At 40.5% G+C, this 20,974-nt stretch carries 22 protein-coding genes; 11 read left to right on the top strand and 11 right to left on the bottom strand.

What is annotated here, in order from left to right:
- The first annotated feature begins 12 nt into the window (after positions 1-12).
- Positions 13-1,431, top strand: coding sequence for a tetratricopeptide repeat protein (locus NBH06_RS03550; RefSeq protein ID WP_250792795.1), 1,419 nt, complete (start codon positions 13-15; stop codon positions 1,429-1,431).
- Here NBH06_RS03550 and NBH06_RS03545 read toward each other — a convergent pair.
- The 3 genes from NBH06_RS03545 to NBH06_RS03535 are packed head-to-tail and all read right to left on the bottom strand — an operon-like array spanning position 1,426 to position 3,550.
- Positions 1,426-2,064: an MBL fold metallo-hydrolase gene (locus NBH06_RS03545; RefSeq protein WP_250792793.1), complete on the bottom strand. Its 639-nt coding sequence runs from the start codon at positions 2,062-2,064 to the stop codon at positions 1,426-1,428. The genes NBH06_RS03550 and NBH06_RS03545 overlap by 6 nt on opposite strands.
- A 6-nt stretch (positions 2,065-2,070) precedes the next feature.
- The gene (rsmG, locus tag NBH06_RS03540; RefSeq protein ID WP_008862013.1) at positions 2,071-2,700 is read right to left on the bottom strand and encodes a 16S rRNA (guanine(527)-N(7))-methyltransferase RsmG; all 630 of its coding nucleotides are present in this window, start codon (positions 2,698-2,700) and stop codon (positions 2,071-2,073) included.
- 10 nt (positions 2,701-2,710) lie between these two features.
- Positions 2,711-3,550: a DUF3298 and DUF4163 domain-containing protein gene (locus NBH06_RS03535; RefSeq protein ID WP_215664683.1), complete on the bottom strand. Its 840-nt coding sequence runs from the start codon at positions 3,548-3,550 to the stop codon at positions 2,711-2,713.
- Between the two features lie 380 nt (positions 3,551-3,930).
- Between NBH06_RS03535 and NBH06_RS03530 the strand changes: the two genes are divergently transcribed.
- Positions 3,931-4,767 (top strand): CvfB family protein, encoded by an 837-nt coding sequence (locus NBH06_RS03530; RefSeq protein WP_008862015.1) that lies wholly within the window; start codon positions 3,931-3,933, stop codon positions 4,765-4,767.
- Between the two features lie 521 nt (positions 4,768-5,288).
- A complete protein-coding gene (locus tag NBH06_RS03525) occupies positions 5,289-6,350 on the top strand; it encodes a leucine-rich repeat domain-containing protein (protein WP_008862017.1) in 1,062 nt (353 codons plus the stop codon).
- Positions 6,351-6,510: 160 nt separating this feature from the next.
- On the opposite strand, the gene NBH06_RS03520 is transcribed toward NBH06_RS03525, so the two are convergent.
- The 7 genes from NBH06_RS03520 to NBH06_RS03490 form a co-directional block, all read right to left on the bottom strand.
- Positions 6,511-7,425: a DUF4279 domain-containing protein gene (locus tag NBH06_RS03520; protein ID WP_250792792.1), complete on the bottom strand. Its 915-nt coding sequence runs from the start codon at positions 7,423-7,425 to the stop codon at positions 6,511-6,513.
- Between the two features lie 119 nt (positions 7,426-7,544).
- A complete protein-coding gene (locus tag NBH06_RS03515) occupies positions 7,545-8,444 on the bottom strand; it encodes a DUF4279 domain-containing protein (RefSeq protein WP_250792791.1) in 900 nt (299 codons plus the stop codon).
- 110 nt (positions 8,445-8,554) lie between these two features.
- On the bottom strand, positions 8,555-9,583 hold the full coding sequence (locus NBH06_RS03510) for a hypothetical protein (protein WP_250792789.1): 1,029 nt from the start codon (positions 9,581-9,583) through the stop codon (positions 8,555-8,557).
- Between the two features lie 7 nt (positions 9,584-9,590).
- A complete protein-coding gene (locus NBH06_RS03505) occupies positions 9,591-10,070 on the bottom strand; it encodes a hypothetical protein (protein ID WP_195555362.1) in 480 nt (159 codons plus the stop codon).
- A gap of 12 nt (positions 10,071-10,082) precedes the next feature.
- Positions 10,083-10,967 (bottom strand): DUF4279 domain-containing protein, encoded by an 885-nt coding sequence (locus NBH06_RS03500; protein ID WP_250792788.1) that lies wholly within the window; start codon positions 10,965-10,967, stop codon positions 10,083-10,085.
- Between the two features lie 292 nt (positions 10,968-11,259).
- Complete coding sequence (locus NBH06_RS03495) at positions 11,260-12,048, bottom strand: ABC transporter ATP-binding protein (protein WP_195492922.1); 789 nt, start codon at positions 12,046-12,048, stop codon at positions 11,260-11,262.
- Complete coding sequence (locus NBH06_RS03490; RefSeq protein WP_087879925.1) at positions 12,048-12,788, bottom strand: MlaE family ABC transporter permease; 741 nt, start codon at positions 12,786-12,788, stop codon at positions 12,048-12,050. Before NBH06_RS03490 ends, NBH06_RS03495 begins: the two co-directional genes overlap by 1 nt.
- Before the next feature lie 353 nt (positions 12,789-13,141).
- Between NBH06_RS03490 and lptB the strand changes: the two genes are divergently transcribed.
- Positions 13,142-13,879: an LPS export ABC transporter ATP-binding protein gene (gene lptB / locus NBH06_RS03485; protein WP_394368602.1), complete on the top strand. Its 738-nt coding sequence runs from the start codon at positions 13,142-13,144 to the stop codon at positions 13,877-13,879.
- Here lptB and NBH06_RS03480 read toward each other — a convergent pair.
- A complete protein-coding gene (locus tag NBH06_RS03480; RefSeq protein WP_195492920.1) occupies positions 13,838-14,737 on the bottom strand; it encodes a CPBP family intramembrane glutamic endopeptidase in 900 nt (299 codons plus the stop codon). The two genes, lptB and NBH06_RS03480, sit on opposite strands and share 42 nt — an antisense overlap.
- A 228-nt stretch (positions 14,738-14,965) precedes the next feature.
- Between NBH06_RS03480 and hisH the strand changes: the two genes are divergently transcribed.
- The 7 genes from hisH (at position 14,966) to lysA (ending at position 20,931) form a co-directional block, all read left to right on the top strand.
- On the top strand, positions 14,966-15,556 hold the full coding sequence (hisH, locus tag NBH06_RS03475) for an imidazole glycerol phosphate synthase subunit HisH (protein WP_195492919.1): 591 nt from the start codon (positions 14,966-14,968) through the stop codon (positions 15,554-15,556).
- The gene (gene hisA / locus NBH06_RS03470) at positions 15,553-16,296 is read left to right on the top strand and encodes a 1-(5-phosphoribosyl)-5-[(5-phosphoribosylamino)methylideneamino]imidazole-4-carboxamide isomerase (RefSeq protein WP_155012478.1); all 744 of its coding nucleotides are present in this window, start codon (positions 15,553-15,555) and stop codon (positions 16,294-16,296) included. The genes hisH and hisA overlap by 4 nt, the downstream gene beginning before the upstream one ends.
- On the top strand, positions 16,286-17,041 hold the full coding sequence (hisF, locus tag NBH06_RS03465; protein ID WP_195492918.1) for an imidazole glycerol phosphate synthase subunit HisF: 756 nt from the start codon (positions 16,286-16,288) through the stop codon (positions 17,039-17,041). The genes hisA and hisF overlap by 11 nt, the downstream gene beginning before the upstream one ends.
- A gap of 19 nt (positions 17,042-17,060) precedes the next feature.
- Complete coding sequence (gene hisIE, locus NBH06_RS03460; protein WP_155012768.1) at positions 17,061-17,654, top strand: bifunctional phosphoribosyl-AMP cyclohydrolase/phosphoribosyl-ATP diphosphatase HisIE; 594 nt, start codon at positions 17,061-17,063, stop codon at positions 17,652-17,654.
- A gap of 6 nt (positions 17,655-17,660) precedes the next feature.
- The gene (locus tag NBH06_RS03455) at positions 17,661-18,332 is read left to right on the top strand and encodes a cell division ATP-binding protein FtsE (protein ID WP_008862034.1); all 672 of its coding nucleotides are present in this window, start codon (positions 17,661-17,663) and stop codon (positions 18,330-18,332) included.
- Between the two features lie 89 nt (positions 18,333-18,421).
- Positions 18,422-19,741, top strand: a complete 1,320-nt coding sequence (locus NBH06_RS03450; protein ID WP_195492917.1) for an aspartate kinase — start codon at positions 18,422-18,424, stop codon at positions 19,739-19,741.
- A gap of 53 nt (positions 19,742-19,794) precedes the next feature.
- A complete protein-coding gene (lysA, locus tag NBH06_RS03445) occupies positions 19,795-20,931 on the top strand; it encodes a diaminopimelate decarboxylase (protein WP_046409878.1) in 1,137 nt (378 codons plus the stop codon).
- Positions 20,932-20,974 lie beyond the last annotated feature (43 nt).

Genomic DNA, 20,974 nt, shown 5'->3' with positions numbered 1-20,974 from the left:
TCTGAATCTGCGATGTCAGTTAAAAAGCCGAATGAACTCATAGACCGCTACGAAGAAATGTTGCGCGGGACAGTTAGTTGTTATTTCGATACCGACGAGATAGATGAAATCTCGGATTATTATGAGTCCAAAGGGCAGTTGTCCAAAGCGTTGCACGCTATTGAGTTCGGGTTGAATCTTCACCCCGACAATGTGGATTTGAAGCTCAAAGAGGCTCGTTATATGCTTTATCTCGATAGAGCAGATGAAGCGAAAAGAATTATGTCCGAACTGGCCGATTATAGTCTTGATGCCACACTTATTCGGGCTGAGCTGTTATTTATCGACGGTTATATGAAAGATGGCCATGCGTTGTTGCTTGCTATGTTGGATAACGACGATATTCGGGAGGATTTTTGTTTCGATGCCGTGGATATATATACCGATTACGATTGTTTCGATGAATTGGTGGAGTTCGTGGAGAAAGCGGGAAAGGTGTTACCCGATAGCCGGGAGCTGTTTCGAGAAATGGCGGCTATCTGCGAAGAGCGTTCGGAGTATGAGCGATCTGTCATTATTTATAATAAATTGATAGACAAAGACCCTTATTCGTTGCAGGATTGGTTTTCTTTGGCCAAAGTCGAGGCTTTGTTAAAACATTATGATAAAGCGGTAGAGGCTTGTGATTTTGCTTTGGCGGTGAAGGAAAATGAAGAGTCGATAATCTCGTTTAAAGGATATTGTTATTACGACTCTGGACAATATGAGAAGGCCATAGAACAGTTTCTTGAATATGAGTCTATCACAAAGGAAAAATCGGTTGCTTATGAATTGATCGGGGAGTGCTATGTGAAATTGGACGATAACAACAATGCGTTGAAGTTTTTTCACAAGGCTCTCGATATAGAGCCTTCGAACTCGAATATATGTTATCAGTTGGCTACTTGTTATTATGAATTGGGAGATATACAGAAAGCCGTTGTTTATTTGAGAGATACTTTAAGCCTTGATAGTAGGGACGATGAGGCTCATTCGTTTTTAGGTGAAATTCTTTTGCAGGAAGGAGACTACGAAGAGGCCTATTATCATTTGTCCAAGTCGTTGGAGTTGAATGAAGACGATATGGAAACTATGAAACTCAAAGGCGAGGCGTGCCTTCATCTCGAATATTATGAAGAGGCTGTTTCTGTGTTTGAAACAGTGCTTCGGGAAGATTCGTACGACCTGCATTGCAGGCTTAAATTAGCCCTCGCTTATGCGAAGATGGGCGATGACACGAATGCTGAGCGCCAGATACAAATTATAGACCAAATGAGCCAGTCTGCCAATTTTAGCGGTTTACCGAATGAGAAGTCTCAACAGTGGAAAAATGTGCATGGAGCCATTCAATCGTTAAAGCGCTTTTTATTGAATCATATAGATGATTCGGAAAATAAAGAATCCCTTTCATAAAAAGGGATTCTCGATTTGTTCGATACCGATCTCTGTTTCCGGTCCGTGACCGGGATATACAATTGTTTCTTTCGGTAAAGTGAGTAATCTTGTTCGTATAGATTCGACCAACTGATGATGATTTCCTCCCGGCAAATCGGTCCTTCCAATGCTCATTTGGAAAAGCGCATCGCCCGACAGTACAAACCCTGAATCGGGGGCATAAAAAGCCATACTTCCCGGAGAGTGCCCGGGTATGGCAATCGTTTTTAATTTTTCATGACCGAGGTCAAACGTGTCTTTATCGGAAATATAATGCCCAATCGGCTGTATTTCTCCTCGAAACGGAATACCGAAAGATTCGCATTGGCGTACCATATTTTGTAAGAGAAATTCGTCGGCTTCCGCCGCACATAATATAACTCCATATTTTTTTGCCACGAAAGAATTACCGAAACAGTGATCGAAGTGCAGATGCGTAGCTAACGAATATTTTACGGTCAGCTTATTATCGTCAATGAATTCGGCGAGAGTTTCTTCTTCTTTCGGATAATAGCATCCGGCATCAACGATGGCGCATTCCCTACTGGCCGTGTCCCATAAAACATAGGTATTTACCGGGAGCATGTTGAATTGAAATCGGGCAATTCTCATTTGAACCTATTTTTTTACAATTTGCACATAGACGACTTTTTTCGTGTCGAAATAATCTTCTTTGAAGTAGTCTTTCAGGTCGAATACGATCGATGTCTTTTTCACTGTAACGAGTTCGTTTTGTAATTCACCGCCTTTTAGACAGAGAAGTCCGTTGGGAAGTGCGTTTCGTTGTTCTTTTTTTATGTTTTTCCGTATCAGTTTCAATAGATCGGGTAGGGGCATAACCGCCCGGCTTACCACGAAATCGTATTCGGACTTGTTTTCTTCTACGCTTCCGTGCTGGAAAGTCACATTTTCCAAATCAATGGATTCGGCGACGTTCGCGGCGACTTTTATTTTTTTTCCGATGCGGTCTATCAGATGGAATTTACATTCCGGGAAAAGTATGGCGAGGGGAATACCGGGAAACCCTCCTCCGGTTCCCACGTCGAGAATCTCGGAACCATCTGCGAAATTTATCGTTTTGGCAATTCCCAAAGAGTGCAGGATATGGTGGAGGTACAAGTTCTCTATGTCTTTGCGAGAGATAACATTGATCTTTGCATTCCAGTCGGTATATAACTGTCCCAAAGCCATAAATTGATTTTCCTGCTTCGGTGTCAGATTCGGGAAATACGTTTTTATATATTGCATGGTTTGCTGTTTATTTGATTAAACGACGAACGGGGCTGTCGGGTAAAATATAGCTGTCGATCTCTTTGAACGGTATTTCTATACTGGTTTGCCCTGTCGCATAACAAGCTATTTCGTAAGGGTTATATACCCAACAGATACCGGTATCGGTCAGATAGAAGTTTTCGGTAGCCATGATATCTTCCGTGTCGAAATAGCCTAATTCCAGTAGGGAGTCGGGTGACGATACATTCAGTTGTTTCATCAGCCGGTTTAATAAGATAGAACTAAGTGTATCCGATGAATCGGGCTGGAAAATATCGTCTAAACCGATTCTTTTCCAGTTGGAGAGGTCTATCGTGTAATAACGATTCGAATACATGCCATGGGCTCCGCCCGTATATTCGGACGAGGATATTCCGTAACAGAAGAAATCATTGCGATTGTAAACGGGAGAAAGGGTGTAATCGAAGTCCCATTCGAAAGAATAAGCCTCTCCGCTTTTCGCCAGTTCTTTTTCGAATTCGGGTTCTATTTCTTTATAGGCGTTCACATGAGACTCTACGACCTTTTGTGCGGCTTGTTTCAAGGAGTCTCCCGTATATTCGTCTCCAAAGGTTAGAGGAGAAAGTATTTTTTGCAAATGAAGGTAATCGCTGTCTTGTTTGTATTTTACAGGAATTTCCATTGTCAAGACAACTTTACAAGCAGGCTTTGCGGTATCTCCGGAGAGATGGTAGGTGTCTGCGATGACTAATTTTTCCACCACAACAGAATCGGCATTCGTTTCATTTGAATGATTATTCTTGAAATTACAAGAGTACAGACAGCTTATCAATGCTATTATACTCAATAACGATACTTTTTTCATATAAATAAGTTTTTTACAAAAATACACCTTTTGTCGTGTTTGGCAAGGGAAAAGAAGCAAAAAAGGAATAGTATTATGCGAGCACCCGGTTTTCGGGATTTTTATAATTTCTGTTGAAAGATTTGTGTACATTTGCATAAGCGCGAAGATGGGCTACATTCGGCATAACCAAATGATTTTTCTGCCCCTCGTTTGTACTATCTTTGCAAAAATGCGAGAATAGGCTGCACTCGGCATAACCAAATAAATTTGTTTCTGCCCTCGTTTGCACTATCTTTGCAAAAATGCGAGAATAGGCTGCACTCGGCATAACCAAATAAATTTGTTTCTGCCCTCGTTTGCACTATCTTTGCAATAAGATTCGTGTAAAATAAACCTATATGTTACAAGTCGGAAAATTCAATAAGCTCAAAGTTGTTAAAACGGTCGATTTCGGCGTTTACCTCGACGGGGGAGAGAAGGGAGAAATTTTATTACCACGGAAGTTCGTTCCGGAACAATCATGCAGTGAAGGCGGAGAGATAGATGTCTTCGTTTATTATGATTCGGAAGACCGGCTTATTGCAACGACACAAAAACCGTATGCACAAGTAGGTGAATTTGCGTGGTTACAGGTAAAGTCGGTGAATAGAATCGGCGCATTTTTGGATTGGGGAGTAGAGGCGAAAGATTTGTTGGTCCCGTTTCGGGAACAAAATACGGATATGCAGCAAGGCGAGTTTTATATTGTATATGTATATCTCGACTTTGCTACCGGCCGAATAGTCGCTTCCGCAAAATTGGATAAATTTTTAGACAATGTCCCTCCTGAATATGAGGCGAATCAACCTGTCGAAATCATAGTAACTCAAAGGACTCCGCTCGGATACAAGGTTATTATCGATAATTTGCATTGGGGGGTGATTTATCACAACGAGATTTTCAGACCTATAACCATTGGGGAGCACTTGCGTGCTTATGTAAAACAAGTGAGGGAAGATGATAAGATAGATGTGATGTTACAGCTTCCGGGATATGAAAAAATAGACCCGTTGTGTGAATCGATTTTACAGAAGTTGAATGAAGCGGGAGGGGTGTTACGGCTTTCGGATAAATCGCCCGCCGAGGAGATTGCACATTATTTCCAGTGTAGCAAGAAGAGCTTTAAAAAAGCGATAGGCGCTTTGTATAAAGCTCGACGCATTGTTATCGAAGAGAACTCTATTCGTAAGTCATAATAACGGTTCGGTAGAAAATCCGAGGGGGTAGGCCGGAATTTTAACGAATGCGATGGATTGCATCCTCTGTGTTGCGGTAGCAATAGGGGAGATACCGACGGAACGGTAGTTTTGAGGAGAGGGATTGGAAAGATTTCATAAGTTTTTTTAGCAGTGGGGGTTAACCCCTCCGTCCTTGCGGACACCTCCCCTATTGCTTCGCCACACCCCGCAATGCTACGGGGCACGGCAGGGGAGGTGTTTTAAAATATCTCTGATAGTAAAAATTGAAACACCCCGTAAGGCTATGGGATACGGCAAGGGAGAAGGTCTAAAAAGTCTCTACGAATATTCTTTTTCCTCTCTATCTGCGAGTACAAGAGTTAAAAAACAATCTCCACTAATTATTGACTGAACCATAATAACCGTTATCTTTTCGCAAGTTAAAAGAACTTTTTTCTACAACTGTTGTTTAAGAGTTGTAAAGTTTCTGTTTTGGAAACCGAATAACTTTTAACAGGTACTAAATAATAAAAACAGTTATGAAAAGAGTCTTCATTATGTTAGCCATTGTGCTGGGAAGCGCAGGGTTATTGTTCGCTCAAAAAAGCAATCAAAAAGAGGTAAAACAGTTGCAAAGTTTTTTGCAGCAAAAATCGGCTAAGGGAGATGCCAATTATATTCGTTTGGGAATTACCGACATTAAGAATCCTGCAATGTGGAAGGGGGTAGTATGGAGCGATGGCCGTGCTATTTCTATCGATTGGAAGGATAAGGAATTGGCCGGAGAATTGGATTTGAATGGGTTTACGGCTTTGCAAAAAGTCGATTGTTCACGCAATCAGTTGACGGAGATTAATGTGTCTAACTGTACTGCGCTCAATACATTGAATGTCAGCAGGAACAAGCTGTCGGAGTTGAATATAGACAATTGTCCGGCATTGATTAAGCTCGATTGTTATAAAAATCGCTTGACCGATTTGTCTCTCTCCGGGCTTCCCGGTTTGAAAAATCTGAATTGTTCCAATAATTTGTTCGTGGAACTTAATGTAAACGGAGCTCAGCAATTACAGAGCTTGAATGTTCAGGGCTGTCATCTTGAATCGTTGAGTGTCGATAGTTGTGAAAATCTTAAAAATCTATATTGCGGTTATAATAAATTGACCAGTTTGAATCTGTTCGGGACGGTCAGTCTGTCTAATTTGAATATCGACGATAACGAAATATCGAATATGCTTTTGTCCAAATTACCGTCTCTTACGTCTCTTATTTGCAGTGACAACAATATGAAGACATTGGGTGTACTCGATTGTACGTCGTTGGCCGATTTGGTGTGTTCGTATAACGATTTAACTTCTTTGAACCTCGACGGGACTACTAATCTGTATTTTGTCGATTGCTCGTACAACGACCTTTCGACACTCGATTTGAGCAATAGAACCATGTTACAACGATTGATTTGCAGTAATAACCAGTTGAATGTCCTCGATGTATCGTTTTGTCCGAATTTGGTTTATATCAATTGCCGGTATAATCAATTAACCGATTTGCGCACTATCGGGGATAATAACTTGCGTATGATCGCTTGCCAATGGAATTATTGATGAACCCGAATGAATTGTAACGAAGGTGGGATAATGCCCGAAACGACATTATCCCACTTTTATTTTTAGGCTATTTTATTCAACAATACATTTTCTCTCTTTGTTTGATTTCACAAATATCCCCGATTTCAATCTTCTGTGTTCCCATGAGTCTAATAGTTTAGTCGTCGAAATAAGGCGTACTTATGTAATATAGATAAAAATCTACCGGGATATTCAGTTTGGCGATTCTTTTCCACATGTCGGGCCGTATTCTGAACTGGAAGTTATAATGTCCCATACTGCAATGGAGTATCAGTCCGCTGTTTTTGAAACGGCGGAAAACTTTTCGAAACGACTCTAAACGGCTTTCTATCAAGTCCAATATTTCGTTGGATTGATATACCAGATCGAAGTATTTCGATGATTTTCGGTTGTCGAACGTATCGTAGAACCAGACGTTTTTCTCATCGAAGACCTGGTGAGTGCCGAGCTCGGTGTAGGGTATGTCGGGGTATCCTTTCCGTTTGATACGGGTGGGGGATATTCTGGTCAGCTCGGTAACGATACCCGGGTCATTCTTTCCGGTCTCGATATAGAGTGTACAGCCCATTTCAGTTCCGGCCTTGATTCGGTTAATGTTATTTTTCTTGCTGTTACTGAACAGGTACAGGTCGAAGTCGACCAACAATCCGTACGGTGTGATACGTCTCCACAGTTCCGGTGGAATACGGAATTGAAGTTTATGTCGGTTGACATAGCAGAAATGAAGGAGGCATTTGTATTTGTAGTTCCTGAAAATCTTTTGGAAAGAGCTTTTCTGTTTCTCGATCATTTCGATCATATCGATCGATTTGAAAGGTATCAGATGGTCGTCTTTTTCAAAATAGGCAGTACCGGATAATTCCCACAGGTTTTGTTTAAAGAACTTTCCGGGTATTTCTTTGTGTGATCTTGTTCTGAATATTTCGCCTTTTGTTGTAGCCCACGAGGGTTGTATACCGGTCATACGGGTTACGACCGAGGGAGCATCTTCTTCGGTATCGATCCAAAAATCGCATCCCATTTCTATTATTTTATCGTTAAATTCTGCCATTTAATTCTATTATTTTTTTAATCCATTTCTATTCTACAAGTTATGGAAATACATTTTCTTTGTTTGATTTCACAAATATCCCCGATTTCAATCTTCTGTGTTCCCATGAGTCTAATAGTTTAGTCGTCGAAATAAGGCGTACTTATGTAATATAGATAAAAATCTACCGGGATATTCAGTTTGGCGATTCTTTTCCACATGTCGGGCCGTATTCTGAACTGGAAGTTATAATGTCCCATACTGCAATGGAGTATCAGTCCGCTGTTTTTGAAACGGCGGAAAACTTTTCGAAACGACTCTGAACGGCTTTCTATCAAGTCCAATATTTCGTTGGATTGATATACCAGATCGAAATAATTCGATGCTTTTCGGTTGTCGAACGTGTCGTAGAACCAGACGTTTTTCTCATCGAAGACCGGGTGAGTGCCGGGCTCGGTGTAGGGTATGTCGGGGTATCCTTTCCGTTTGATACGGGTGGGGGATATTCCGGTCAGCTCGGTAACGATACCCGGGTCATTCTTTCCGGTCTCGATATAGAGTGTACAGCCCATCTCGGTTCCGGTCTTGATTCGGTTAATGTTATTTTTCTTGCTTTTACTGAGTAGGTACAGGTCGAAGTCGACCAACAATCCGTACGGTGCGATACGTCTCCACAGTTCCGGTGGAATGCGGAATTGAAGTTTATGCCGGTTGACATAGCAGAAATGAAGGAGGCATTTGTATTTGTAGTTCCTAAAAATCTTTTGGAAAGAACTTTTCTGTTTCTCGATCATTTCGATCATATCGATCGATTTGAAAGGTATCAGATGGTCGTCTTTTTCAAAATAGGTAGTGCCGGATAATTTCCACAGATTTTGTTTAAAGAATTTTCCGGGTATTTCCCTGCTTGGCATTATTTCATTAGGTATGGTCCTAAATATTTCGCCTTTTGTTGTAGCCCACGAGGGTTGTATACTGGTCATACGGGTTACGACCGAGGGAGCATCTTCTTCGGTATCGATCCAAAAATCGCATCCCATTCTAATTTTTTTATTGTCGAATGTAATCATTACTTTTAATTTTCCTTTATTCTATGAGTTATGGGAATAATAGCATGTAATTTTAATGCTTTTTCCGTAGTAATTTATCATCAATCTATGGAGGCGAAAAGATTCTCATATTTACTTAGTGAGGTGAGATAATTGTTCTTATATTCGATAAGACGTATTTTGGAGAAAGGGATTCTTTGTGATTGTATAAAGTTCGTCTGTTCATCTATTTTATTGAGAACAATGGATTTTCGGTTGAGCTTGGAAATTTTTCCGACAAGGATATAATCGTCCGATTCCAATCCTATCGCTATGTTTTCTTTTTTCTCCATGAAGGTACTGAAAATGTGCATGGTATTTGTACAATCTATACCCTTTCCTTCATATTTCCACATAGGTGAATAGTTTAGAGAAAGGATTTTTGCCGAAATTCTATCTGTTGAAACTATATTTTTTTGTTTAATGAAATTTTTATTGATAAATAAATATCCGTCGAAATTAAAATCTCTCTGACTTTGGTGAAGAATAATCCATTCTTCATTTTCTTGAATGACCACACCTTTATATATTTCATTGTGGTTATTAACCTTGATTTCCCAGATTTCCAATTGGGGGATTTTTGTGGAGTCTGTCGTTATATATTTTTGATAAGCGCACGAGTAACGAGTGTTCACTCGAAAAAAGCGAATCTTCTGTAAAGGAAATTTTTTATATTCAATCCATTGTGCTTGTTTATCTAAAATCCTCATTGTTATGTATTGTTCGTTGATATTTTTTATTTCTCCAAGCCAAAATTTATGAGCTTTGTGTTGCCATATTTCAACGAGTTTCTCTTTATCTTTATCAAATAAAGCGGGAGGAAATAGAAGCGTAGAATTTATGAGCTCCCATTTTGAGTTGGAAAATATATAGTCTGCTATTCTGTCTGTTTCGATATGAAAATGGTCTATCCACTCTCGATTGATGAATGTATATCCATCGAGGACATAGTCATATGTATTTTCCAAAACAGCGACCCAATTGTTATCATGATTCACGTAAAGGCCAGTGATAGGCTCTTTTCGTTGTTTTATTTTTATGGTAACAAGATTCTTATTTGTAACGTTTTCTCCTTTTATCTCCTTTTTCATCTTCTGTTTATGATTCTTGTTCTGTATATTCGTCTTCCCAAGTTTCCGGGTTCCAGTTTTTTTCAATACGGTCTATTAAAAATTCTATACCCCAGATTCCGCTGGGTGGATATTCTTTTTGCTTTTTTGTTAGTTTTTTTACCAATCTCCATTCATTATTTTGAATATTGGTAATTTCCCACCCCTTGAACACTCCGCAAACTTTTTCTACATCTTTGAAATATTTAGGGACTTTGAACTTTTTGACTTCGGAAAAGCCGACTTTGCGAATGTATTTTCTTCGTAAAGCTATTCCCAACGGAACGAAACAGATATATCGTTCTTTTTGTTGTGCTAATTTTTCCAAATCGACAGGTTCATGGTATACCCCCGGAAGCAAGCGTATCAATGTCGTTTGGTCTACTTCGGCCATGTATTGGATATATGCATTTCCTATTGCCGTAGGGACTTCAAAAATATCCCCGATTTCAATCTTCTGTATTCCCATGTGTCTGATAGTTTAGTCGTCGAAGTAAGGCGTACTTATGTAGTATAGATAAAAATCTACTGGGATATTCAGTTTGGCGATTCTTTTCCACATGTCGGGCCGTATTCTGAACTGGAAGTTATAATGTCCCATACTGCAATGGAGTATCAGTCCGCTGTTTTTGAAACGGCGGAAAACTTTTCGAAACGACTCTGAACGGCTTTCTACCAAGTCCAATATTTCGTTGGATTGATATACCAGATCGAAGTATTTCGATGCTTTTCGGTTGTCGAACGTATCGTAGAACCAGACGTTTTTCTCATCGAAGACCGGGTGAGTGCCGAGCTCGGTGTAGGGTATGTCGGGGTATCCTTTCCGTTTGATACGGGTGGGGGATATTCCGGTCAGCTCGGTAACGATACCCGGGTCATTCTTTCCGGTCTCGATATAGAGTGTACAGCCCATCTCGGTTCCGGCCTTGATTCGGTTAATGTTATTTTTTTTGCTTTTACTGAGCAGGTACAGGTCGAAGTCGACCAACAATCCGTACGGTGCGATACGCTTCCACAGTTCAGGCGGAATGCGGAATTGAAGTTTATGCCGGTTGGTATAGCAGAAATGAAGGAGGCATTTGTATTTGTAGTTCCTAAAAATCTTTTGGAAAGAGCTTTTCTGTTTCTCGATCATTTCGAGCATATCGATCGATTTGAAAGGTATCAGATGGTCGTCTTTTTCAAAATAGGCAGTACCGGATAATTTCCACAGGTTTTGTTTAAAGAACTTTCCGGGTATTTCTTTGTGGTATCTTGTTTTGAATATTTCGCCTTTTGTTGTGGCCCACGATGGTTGTATACTGGTCATACGGGTTACGACCGAGGGAGCATCTTCTTCGGTATCGATCCAAAAATCGCATCCCATTTTAATTATTCTATTTTTTAATAAGCCCATAATAATTATATTATTTAATATTTGAAAGTAGGGCTACTTATCATCTCCAAATGGCATTGATTGTGCAATGGAACTTTTTGAGAACCCTAATAATGCACAAAATATCAGCATGGTATTTCGATAGAATTTCATAGTACGCAAATTGGGGTGTTTCTTTTCTCAAAGAAAGGGAATATTTATTAAAAAACAAAATATTCTCAAAAAAAATAAAAGGCGATTGACTTTAATGAGTTAATCGCCTACAAAAAATATATACTTATACTCATTCATCGGCCGATTCGTGTTTGCGGTATTCTTCGATCATATAGCCTTTTACTTCCTTGAATAAGCGAGTCGCAAAGACAAAGTCGTTCAGAGCTTCGTTAGATGATGTGAATATTTTGGTACGATTTCCTACCCACTCTCTGTGTCCTTTATTAATAAAGACAATATTTTCACCGATTCCTATTACAGAGTTCATATCGTGGGTATTGATGATTGTCGTTATATTGTATTCGTGTGTAATATCGCTTAATAATTCATCGATAAGGATAGAGGTTTTCGGATCGAGTCCCGAGTTAGGCTCGTCACAAAATAAGTATTTGGGATTCAATGCGATGGCACGAGCTATCGCCACGCGTTTTTGCATGCCTCCGCTGATCTCCGACGGATACAAATCGTTAACTCCTTTTAGATTAACACGTTCTAAACAAAATTCCGCTCTTTTTTTACAAGAGGCATAGGTGTCTCGTGTGAACATTCTTAGCGGAAACATGACATTGCCCAATACCGTCTCTGAATCGAATAGGGCCGAGCCTTGAAATAGCATGCCTATTTCGTTCCGAAGTTCTTTAATTTGTGAAGCCGACATCGAAGTGATGTCTCTACCGTCATAAATAACTTGTCCTTTATCGGGTTGCATGAGACCAACGATACATTTCATCAATACCGTTTTGCCCGATCCACTTTGCCCGATAATTAAGTTTGTCTTTCCAGAGTAGAATTTGGCGGAGACATTGTGTAGAATGACTTTCCCGTCGAATGATTTGGATATATTATTAACTTCTATCATCAAAATAAAATTTGAGTGAGAACCACGTCGAGAAGTAGAACGATAACGCTGCTTACAACGACAGAGTCGGTACTGGCTTGCCCGACTTCGAGTGCTCCGCCTTTCACTTTGTATCCATAGTACGAGGCTACGCTACTGATGACAAAGGCGAAGAAGAGTGCTTTGAATATGGCTTGCCAAATGTAATATTCATTAAAAAAACTTTGTAGTCCATAGATGTATTTTGACACGGAAATTATGTCGGTGAATTGGGCTATCAGGAATCCGCCTGTAATACCACTCGCCATACTGAACACGACTAACACCGGAATGAAAGAGACCATTGCCGCGATTTTGGGTAATATCAACAGGTTGGCAGAGTTGACGCCCATAATTTCAAGTGCGTCTATTTGCTCGGTTACCCGCATGGTGCCTATTTCGGAGGCTATGTTTGACCCAACTTTACCGGCCAAGATCAGACATAATATGGAAGAGGAAAATTCCAATAAGATGACATCTCGGGTAGCCAATCCTACGGCGTAGGCCGGTATCATGGGCGATACCACATTCTTTTGCATTTGTATGGCAATCACGGCTCCGATGAAAACGGAAATAGTAATGACGATGGGAATAGAGTCTATTCCTAATTTGTATATTTCGGAAATATATCTTTTGAAAAACTCTCTCCATCGGTCCGGTATTGTAAATACGCGTCTCATTAACAAGACGTAATCTCCGAACTTTTTTAATGAATCTTGTATAATCATATCCGCTAATTGGATTATTGAAGAACAAAAGTAATGAAAAAGAATCGATGAGCCATTATCTTTTATAGTAGAATTAAGTTCTCAATCATTTTATTTCGTTAAAACGGCTGATGGGATTGTCTATTTTCAATATCTTTGTCTCTGTGAAGATAGAATGCGGTTTGGCATAGTCAAGTCGAAAATGCAATTTTCGCTTGCCTCTGCGCTCACCTTTCACTATTTTTGCAGATAATTTTAAAGGTAGAAATATGTTTTCCAAATTTTTTAAGCATCAACCGGTGGCTGCCAATACCGAAGAGAAGGTTCATGTGAATGTTCAATCGGATTTGGAATCTTCGGAAAATAATATGGTGCTGCGAACCGAAGATTTGGTAAAGAAATATCGTCAGCGGACGGTTGTGAACCATGTGTCGATAGATGTTACACAGGGGGAAATCGTGGGATTGTTGGGCCCGAATGGCGCAGGAAAGACAACGACTTTCTATATGACGACCGGATTGATAACCCCCAATCAGGGGCATATTTATCTGAATGATCTCGACATTACAGATTATCCGGTTTATAAACGGGCGCAAATCGGTATCGGGTATTTGGCGCAAGAGGCTTCGGTGTTTCGCAAGTTGTCGGTGGAAGATAATATCCGGTGTGTCTTGGAAATGACTCATACCACCAAAGAGTATCAGCGGGATAAACTGGAAAGTTTAATCGCTGAGTTTCGATTACAGAAAGTACGTAAAAATTTGGGAGACCAACTATCGGGAGGTGAAAGGCGTAGAACCGAAATAGCACGCTGTTTGGCTATTAGTCCTAAATTTATTATGCTCGATGAGCCTTTTGCAGGAGTCGATCCTATTGCCGTGGAAGATATCCAGTCTATTGTATATAAGCTGAAAGAAAAAAATATCGGCATTTTGATAACCGACCATAATGCGCCTGAAACACTGAGTATTACCGACCGTGCTTATTTATTATTCGAGGGTAAAATACTTTTTCAGGGCACATCGGAGGAACTGGCAGAAAATCCCATTGTCCGGGAAAAATATTTAGGGCGTAATTTTATCTTCCATCGGAAAAAATTCCTTTGATTTCGAGACAAAAACTTTTTTATAAAGCACGTATAATAAAATTACCGTACCGATAAGGCTCGCTCCTGCCAGCCAGCTCGTAGGAGAACCGCTCGTGCCGATCGTCTCTATCAGATTATAGGGGGATTTGTCATTTGTAAAATAGGAAATGCTCGCGACCGTGCTGTTATTGAACAGGTGGGCGAATATCGGTAGCCATAGATTTTTGCTCCATACCAATAGATATCCGAAGAATGCGCCTAATAATAATCGAGGTATAAAACCATAGAATTGTAAATGTATGGCACTGAACAGGAATGCACAAATCCACACGGCTACATGTGCCCGGTGATTTTTGTCTTGTACGATTCGTTGAAGAACACCTCTGAAAATCATTTCTTCGCCAATTCCGGTGAGGATTCCAATCCCGAAAATGACGGCTAAGAAATGAGAAAATGAATTTACTTGCAGAATTTGTTCGGTTATCTTTGTCGCAGCATTTTCTTGTTGACGCATCCATTGTTCAATATTATACAGCGCTTCGGGCAGGTGCATGGCTTCATTCCATTCTACGATTCTGTTAAGAGCCGGAGTCGCAACGATGAATAAAGCGATTATCCCTAACAATTCTATGATACGCGGGGCTTTATTCAAATAAAGGGATTTTCCTGCATTTCCCCAAAACAGAGTCGCAGCGATCCATGCCGGGAGAATGAACATGCCTATGTTTTGTAAATACATGGCTATCAACAATGCATTGGAGCCTTTTACAAAAAACATGGGAATGGCAACGATTAGAGCTCCCCATAAAATTAAAAGTAGCAGAATGATAAGTTTTATTCCTGGCGATGAGTTATGGCAATATCCCGAGATTCTCATGTATTCATTGTTTTTTCGTGTACAAATATAACGCAGATGTCATTAAAATATGCGGTTGTGTGGCTCCGCTGTTTCATATTTTACGCAAAGGTAACAAAAATAAATATAAGGATAGTTTGTCAAAAGAGAAAGAATATAAGCAATATGTGCGTGTTTTGTCAATATAATTTTTGAAAATGTAGATAAATATTTATATTTGCAAATATAAATGTGGCAATTTTATAATTTATGAAAGTCTCTATCATAAAATATAATGCCGGAAATGTATATTCGGTCGAATGTGCGTTACGCCGATTGGGTGTAACGCCGGTTGTTAGCGATTCTCCCGACGTGTTGTCGCAATCCGACAAGGTTCTTTTTCCCGGAGTGGGAGAGGCTTCTTCGGCGATGAAATATTTGCAAGAACACGGGTTAGACAGGGTTATCGTCGATCTCGCGCAGCCGGTGTTGGCTATTTGCATCGGATTGCAGCTTTTATGCAAACACTCCGAAGAAGGAGATGTTGACACGTTGGGTATATTCGATACGGCAGTCCGTCGGTTTGTTCCCGAAGATACCGAACAGAAGATACCTCACATGGGGTGGAATGCGTTGACTTGTTTGAAAGGCCCTTTGTTCACCGGTATTCCCGAAGGTAGCCATGCCTATTTTGTACATAGTTATTATGCTCCTGTATCGGAGTTTTCTGTGGCGGAGTGTAACTATGTAGTTCCATTTAGTGCGGCTTTAAATAAAGGTAATTTTTATGCGACCCAGTTCCATGTGGAAAAGAGCGGTACAGTGGGTATGCGAATTCTTGAAAATTTTCTTTCGTTATGATCGAGCTGATTCCTGCCATAGATATAATGAACGGTCGATGTGTCCGGTTGTCGCGAGGGGATTACTCTTGTCGAAAGGTATATGATGAAAATCCGTTGGAAGTGGCGAAAGCGTTTCAAGACAATGGATTGAACAGGCTACATTTGGTCGATTTGGACGGTGCGAAAGCCGATCATGTCGTAAATTATAGGACGCTTGAACAAATAGCTACTCATACGTCTCTTTCCGTCGACTTTGGCGGAGGAATAAAAAGTGACGAGGACTTGCGTATCGCATTTGAGTGCGGCGCCGATATGGTGACGGGAGGAAGTATCGCTGTGAGGAATCGTAGTTTGTTTCTTCAATGGCTCGATCGGTATGGCAAAGAGCATATAATTTTGGGTGCAGATGCCCGAGACGGGAAAATATCAATAAACGGGTGGCTCGAAGAATCGGAGTGGGAATTGATTCCGTATGTCCGCGAATATGCTCAGGCGGGTGTTTATAAAGTAATAACGACAGATATAAGCCGAGATGGTATGTTGGAGGGCTGTGCCGTGAATTTGTATGAATCCATGCTGTCGGAGATTCCCGAAATTTACCTAATTGCGAGTGGGGGAGTCGCTTCGTGGAACGACATAGAGTCGTTGCAATCCATAGGTGTTCCTGCCGTAATATTGGGAAAATCGATTTACGAGGGGAAAATATTACTGTCGGAAATATCCCGGTTTGTCGCTAAAAATCAAAGTTATGTTGGCTAAACGTATTATACCGTGTCTCGACGTGAAAGACGGAAAGACCGTGAAGGGAACGAAGTTTGTGGATTTCAAAGAGGCCGGCGACCCGGTTTTATTGGGCGAGATATACAGTAAAGAGGGAGCCGATGAACTTGTTTATCTCGATATAACTGCATCGAGCGAGGGTCGTAGCACGTTCACAGATTTGGTGAAACGGGTGGCTTCCCGTATCGACATACCTTTTACTGTCGGAGGCGGTATCAACTCTTTGCAAGATATAGACCGTTTATTGAATGTAGGGGCGGATAAAGTGTCGTTGAATTCTTCGGCTCTGAAAAATCCGAAAATTATAGACGATGTGGCAAAAAAATTCGGTTCACAGGTTTGTGTTATCGCAATAGATGCTAACTTTGAAAATGGAAACTGGGTTTGTTATTTGAATGGTGGAAAAGTCGCTACCCAACGAACGCTTTTTGAATGGGCTTTGGAAGCAGCTGAAAGGGGAGCGGGTGAGATACTCTTTACAAGCATGACTCATGATGGCACTCGAAGCGGATATGCCCATGAAGCGTTATTGGAACTTCACCGACTATTACCTATCCCAATCATAGCTTCGGGAGGAGCGGGTACGAAGGCGCATTTTAAAGACGCGTTTCTCCGTGGCAAGGCCGATGCCGCATTGGCTGCGGGCGTATTTCATTTTGGCGAGATAACGATTCCTGAGTTGAAAAAATATTTATCGGAAAGTGGTATTCCTGTGAGGAGGTAAGTTTATGGAAAAAGAAACGATACAGTTGGATTTCGAAAAAATGGGTGGGCTTGTTCCAGCCGTTGTTCAAGACGATGTTACTCAAAAAGTACTTATGGTAGGGTTTATGAATGAAGCTGCTTTTCATAAAACCTTAGATACGAATCGAGTGACATTTTTCAGTCGGACGAAAGGTCGATTGTGGACCAAAGGAGAACAAAGCGGAAATTTCTTAGAGGTGAAATCCATTCTACCGGACTGTGATAACGATACGCTTTTGATTAAAGCAACTCCGTGTGGTCCTGTATGTCATACCGGGACGGATACTTGTTTTGGAGAAAAAAATGAAGATGCACTTTCATTCATCGGGTATTTGCAAGATTTCATAGAACGGAGAAAACAAGAGATGCCCCAAGGCTCATATACAACCTCGCTTTTTCAGTCGGGGATAAACCGTATGGCACAGAAAGTGGGAGAGGAGGCTGTGGAGACAGTCATCGAAGCTACGAATGGGACCGATGACCGTCTTATTTATGAAGCCTCGGATTTGTTGTACCATTTGATTGTGTTGCTTACTTCGAAAGGGCATCGCATAGAAGATTTAGTTCGAGAGTTACAGAAAAGACATCAATAAAAAGCTATGGAAAAGAAGTTGCTTGTCAAATATACCGATGTGCAGATTTGCCGGGAGGAACTGACTATATTGAAACACATCAATTTTGAGTTATACAGCGGTGAATTTGTCTATTTCATCGGACGTGTGGGTAGTGGAAAAAGTAGTCTGCTGAAAACGATGTATGCCGATTTGCCTATTTATGAAGGAGAGGCAATCGTGCTTGATTTCGATGTTCGCCACCTCAAAAATAAAGAGATACCCAATTTGAGACGAAAACTGGGTATCGTGTTTCAAGATTTTCAGTTATTGACCGATCGTTCGGTATACGAGAACCTTGCTTTTGTTTTGAGGGCTACCGGTTGGAAAGATAGAGAAGAGATAGACACCCGTGTGTCGGAAGTTTTGGATCAAGTGGGCATGCGCAAAAAATCTTACAAAATGCCTCATGAGCTATCGGGGGGTGAACAGCAGCGAATCGTCATAGCCAGAGCTTTATTGAATTCGCCTAAAATCATCTTGGCCGATGAGCCTACCGGAAATCTCGATCCTCAAACCGGGCAACAAATCGTGTCGTTACTTCATCACATCTGCGAAACAGGAACCGCCGTTATCATGACGACTCACAATTTGAATTTGGTAGAAGAATTCCCGGGAAGAATCTTGAAATGCGAAGATAAAAGTTTGGTAGAAGTTTAATGGCGAATAGTTGATAATCCCGCAAAAAAGACATATTTTTGCGAAGAAATAAGAACCGTTTTGTTATATTAAAAACAAGTAAATAAAAAATGAAAGTACTCAAATTTGGTGGAACTTCCGTCGGCAGTGCTCAATGCATGAAAGATGTTGCCAAATTAATTTGTGATGGGAATCGGAAAATCGTAGTGTTATCGGCTATGGCCGGAACAACGAATACCTTAGTGGAAATATCTGATTATTTGTATAAGAAAAATACAGATGGCGCTAGGGAAACGATCGGAAATCTCGAAAGGAAATATAATAAAGTCATAGACGAATTGTATAGTACCGACGAGTATAAGCAAAAGACACTCGAAGTAATTAAAGGGTGTTTCGACCATATTCGTTCCTTTACAAAAGATTTGTTCACTTTATTTGAGGAAAAAGTTATTTTGGCTCAGGGCGAGTTGATGTCGACTGCGATGATGAATAACTATTTATTGGAGCAAGGAGTGAAATCGGTTATTATCCCTGCTCTTGATTATATGCGCACAGACAAGAATTCGGAGCCTGACAACCAATTTATTAAAAATAAATTGCTTTCATTGCTTCAAGAAAGTCCAGATGCCGAAATTTACATTACTCAGGGATATATATGCAGGAATGCTTATGGAGAAATAGATAACCTTCAAAGAGGAGGTAGCGATTATTCAGCGTCGTTGATAGGTGCGGCAATCAATTCAGAAGAGATACAAATATGGACCGATATCGATGGTATGCACAATAACGACCCTCGGTTTGTAGAGAACACGAAGCCTGTTCGTTTCCTGCAATTTGAGGAGGCCGCAGAATTGGCCTATTTCGGTGCGAAGATATTGCATCCTACATGTGTATTGCCGGCCAAGTTGAATAACATTCCGGTGAGACTTCTCAATACGATGCAGCCCGAAGCTCCGGGTACTCTGGTTTACGATCATTCATCAGATGGGCAAATTAAAGCGATTGCCGCTAAGGAGAATATTACAGCCATAAAAATAAAATCGGGGAGAATGTTATTGGCGTATGGTTTCTTGCGGAAGGTATTCGAAATATTTGAAAGTTATCAGACTTCTATCGATATGGTGACGACATCGGAAGTGGGAGTTTCTCTTACGATAGACAATACCAAACACCTGCAAGAAATTCTCGACGATTTGCGTAAATTCGGAACCGTGACTGTCGATGAGGATATGGTGATCATTTGCGTTGTCGGGGATTTGGAATGGAATAATGTCGGATTTGAGTCCGAAGCTGTTCAAGCCATGAAAGATATTCCTGTGCGAATGATATCTTATGGAGGAAGTAATTACAATATTTCTTTCTTGGTTCGCCGGGAGGATAAGGTAAAGGCTCTTCGGTCTTTAAGTCATTATCTTTTTGAGAATAAATAATATATTGTCATGTAGAAATATCTCTACATGACATTTAAATTTTTGTGTGTATAATGTTTCCCATCAGCCATTTCAATATAACGAGGACTCCTTTTTATTATTATGATAAAACATTGCTGAGTAACACATTAGCAAAACTGATTCGCTTGGCAGGAGAACGGAATTATCATATTCATTATGCTGTAAAAGCCAATGCTAATCCAGAAATATTGAAACTTATCGCGGCTTCGGGAATAGGAGCCGATTGTGTGAGCGGAGGGGAAATAAAAGCTGCTTTGGAGGCAGGGTTTCCTGCAAAAAAAATTGTATTTGCCGGGGTTGGAAAGGCCGACTGGGAAATAGAATATGCCCTTGAAAAGAAGATATTTTGCTTTAATGTGGAATCGGCAGAGGAGTTGTCGGTTATAGAAGAACTTGCCAAGAAAAAGGAGAATATAGCTTCGATTGCATTGCGTATTAATCCGAATATCGATGCTCATACTCATGAGTATATTACGACAGGACTTAGTGAAAATAAATTCGGTATTCCTATCGAAATGTTGGATTCGATATTTTCGCAAATACAACGTTCCCCGCATGTCCAGCTCGTGGGATTTCATTTTCACATAGGTTCTCAAATATTGAATTTAGAAACATTTCACGTTCTTTGCGAGCGAATCAATCAACTACAAGACGATTTGTCGAAGCGCAATATTCAAGTAAAACATATTAATGTAGGTGGTGGATTGGGAGTCGATTACGAAAATCCCGATAAAAATCCTATTCCCGATTTCGGTCGTTATTTCGATATTTTTCAGCATAATCTGAATTTGAGAGGGGGCCAACAGTTGCATTTCGAGTTGGGACGTTCTATCGTTTGTCAATGCGGATCGTTGATAACCAGAGTACTATATGTCAAGAAGGGTATCGAAAAACAGTTTGTTATCGTAGATGCCGGTATGACCGATTTGATTCGTCCGGCACTTTATCAGGCACATCATTGCATCGAGAATATCACTTCGGATATGGAGAAGTGTCGATATGATGTCGTTGGACCTATTTGTGAATCTTCGGATTGTTTCGGGAAAGATGTAATGCTCAACGAGACAAAAAGAGGTGATTTGATTGCCATTCGATCGGCTGGCGCTTATGGGGAGGCTATGGCTTCCCAGTATAATTGTAGGACATTACCCGGATATTTGATAGAATAATAAAATTATTAACAATAATTTTATTATTCGTATTTAGAAATAT

This window comes from Barnesiella sp. B2-R-119 (assembly GCF_023656675.1).
GTDB classification, from domain to species: Bacteria; Bacteroidota; Bacteroidia; order Bacteroidales; family Barnesiellaceae; genus Barnesiella; species Barnesiella intestinihominis.
Note: the sequence above shows the minus strand (reverse complement) of the source record. Positions and strands in the feature narration are given on the sequence as shown.

Coding starts and splice junctions, on each gene's coding strand:
- NBH06_RS03550 (WP_250792795.1), top strand. CDS start 13: ATGTCAGTTAAAAAGCCGAATGAACTCATAGACCGCTACGAAGAAATG.
- NBH06_RS03545 (WP_250792793.1), bottom strand. CDS start 2,064: ATGAGAATTGCCCGATTTCAATTCAACATGCTCCCGGTAAATACCTAT.
- rsmG (WP_008862013.1), bottom strand. CDS start 2,700: ATGCAATATATAAAAACGTATTTCCCGAATCTGACACCGAAGCAGGAA.
- NBH06_RS03535 (WP_215664683.1), bottom strand. CDS start 3,550: ATGAAAAAAGTATCGTTATTGAGTATAATAGCATTGATAAGCTGTCTG.
- NBH06_RS03530 (WP_008862015.1), top strand. CDS start 3,931: ATGTTACAAGTCGGAAAATTCAATAAGCTCAAAGTTGTTAAAACGGTC.
- NBH06_RS03525 (WP_008862017.1), top strand. CDS start 5,289: ATGAAAAGAGTCTTCATTATGTTAGCCATTGTGCTGGGAAGCGCAGGG.
- NBH06_RS03520 (WP_250792792.1), bottom strand. CDS start 7,425: ATGGCAGAATTTAACGATAAAATAATAGAAATGGGATGCGATTTTTGG.
- NBH06_RS03515 (WP_250792791.1), bottom strand. CDS start 8,444: ATGGGATGCGATTTTTGGATCGATACCGAAGAAGATGCTCCCTCGGTC.
- NBH06_RS03510 (WP_250792789.1), bottom strand. CDS start 9,583: ATGAAAAAGGAGATAAAAGGAGAAAACGTTACAAATAAGAATCTTGTT.
- NBH06_RS03505 (WP_195555362.1), bottom strand. CDS start 10,070: ATGGGAATACAGAAGATTGAAATCGGGGATATTTTTGAAGTCCCTACG.
- NBH06_RS03500 (WP_250792788.1), bottom strand. CDS start 10,967: ATGGGATGCGATTTTTGGATCGATACCGAAGAAGATGCTCCCTCGGTC.
- NBH06_RS03495 (WP_195492922.1), bottom strand. CDS start 12,048: ATGATAGAAGTTAATAATATATCCAAATCATTCGACGGGAAAGTCATT.
- lptB (WP_394368602.1), top strand. CDS start 13,142: ATGGTGCTGCGAACCGAAGATTTGGTAAAGAAATATCGTCAGCGGACG.
- NBH06_RS03480 (WP_195492920.1), bottom strand. CDS start 14,737: ATGAGAATCTCGGGATATTGCCATAACTCATCGCCAGGAATAAAACTT.
- hisH (WP_195492919.1), top strand. CDS start 14,966: ATGAAAGTCTCTATCATAAAATATAATGCCGGAAATGTATATTCGGTC.
- hisA (WP_155012478.1), top strand. CDS start 15,553: ATGATCGAGCTGATTCCTGCCATAGATATAATGAACGGTCGATGTGTC.
- hisF (WP_195492918.1), top strand. CDS start 16,286: ATGTTGGCTAAACGTATTATACCGTGTCTCGACGTGAAAGACGGAAAG.
- NBH06_RS03455 (WP_008862034.1), top strand. CDS start 17,661: ATGGAAAAGAAGTTGCTTGTCAAATATACCGATGTGCAGATTTGCCGG.
- NBH06_RS03450 (WP_195492917.1), top strand. CDS start 18,422: ATGAAAGTACTCAAATTTGGTGGAACTTCCGTCGGCAGTGCTCAATGC.
- lysA (WP_046409878.1), top strand. CDS start 19,795: ATGTTTCCCATCAGCCATTTCAATATAACGAGGACTCCTTTTTATTAT.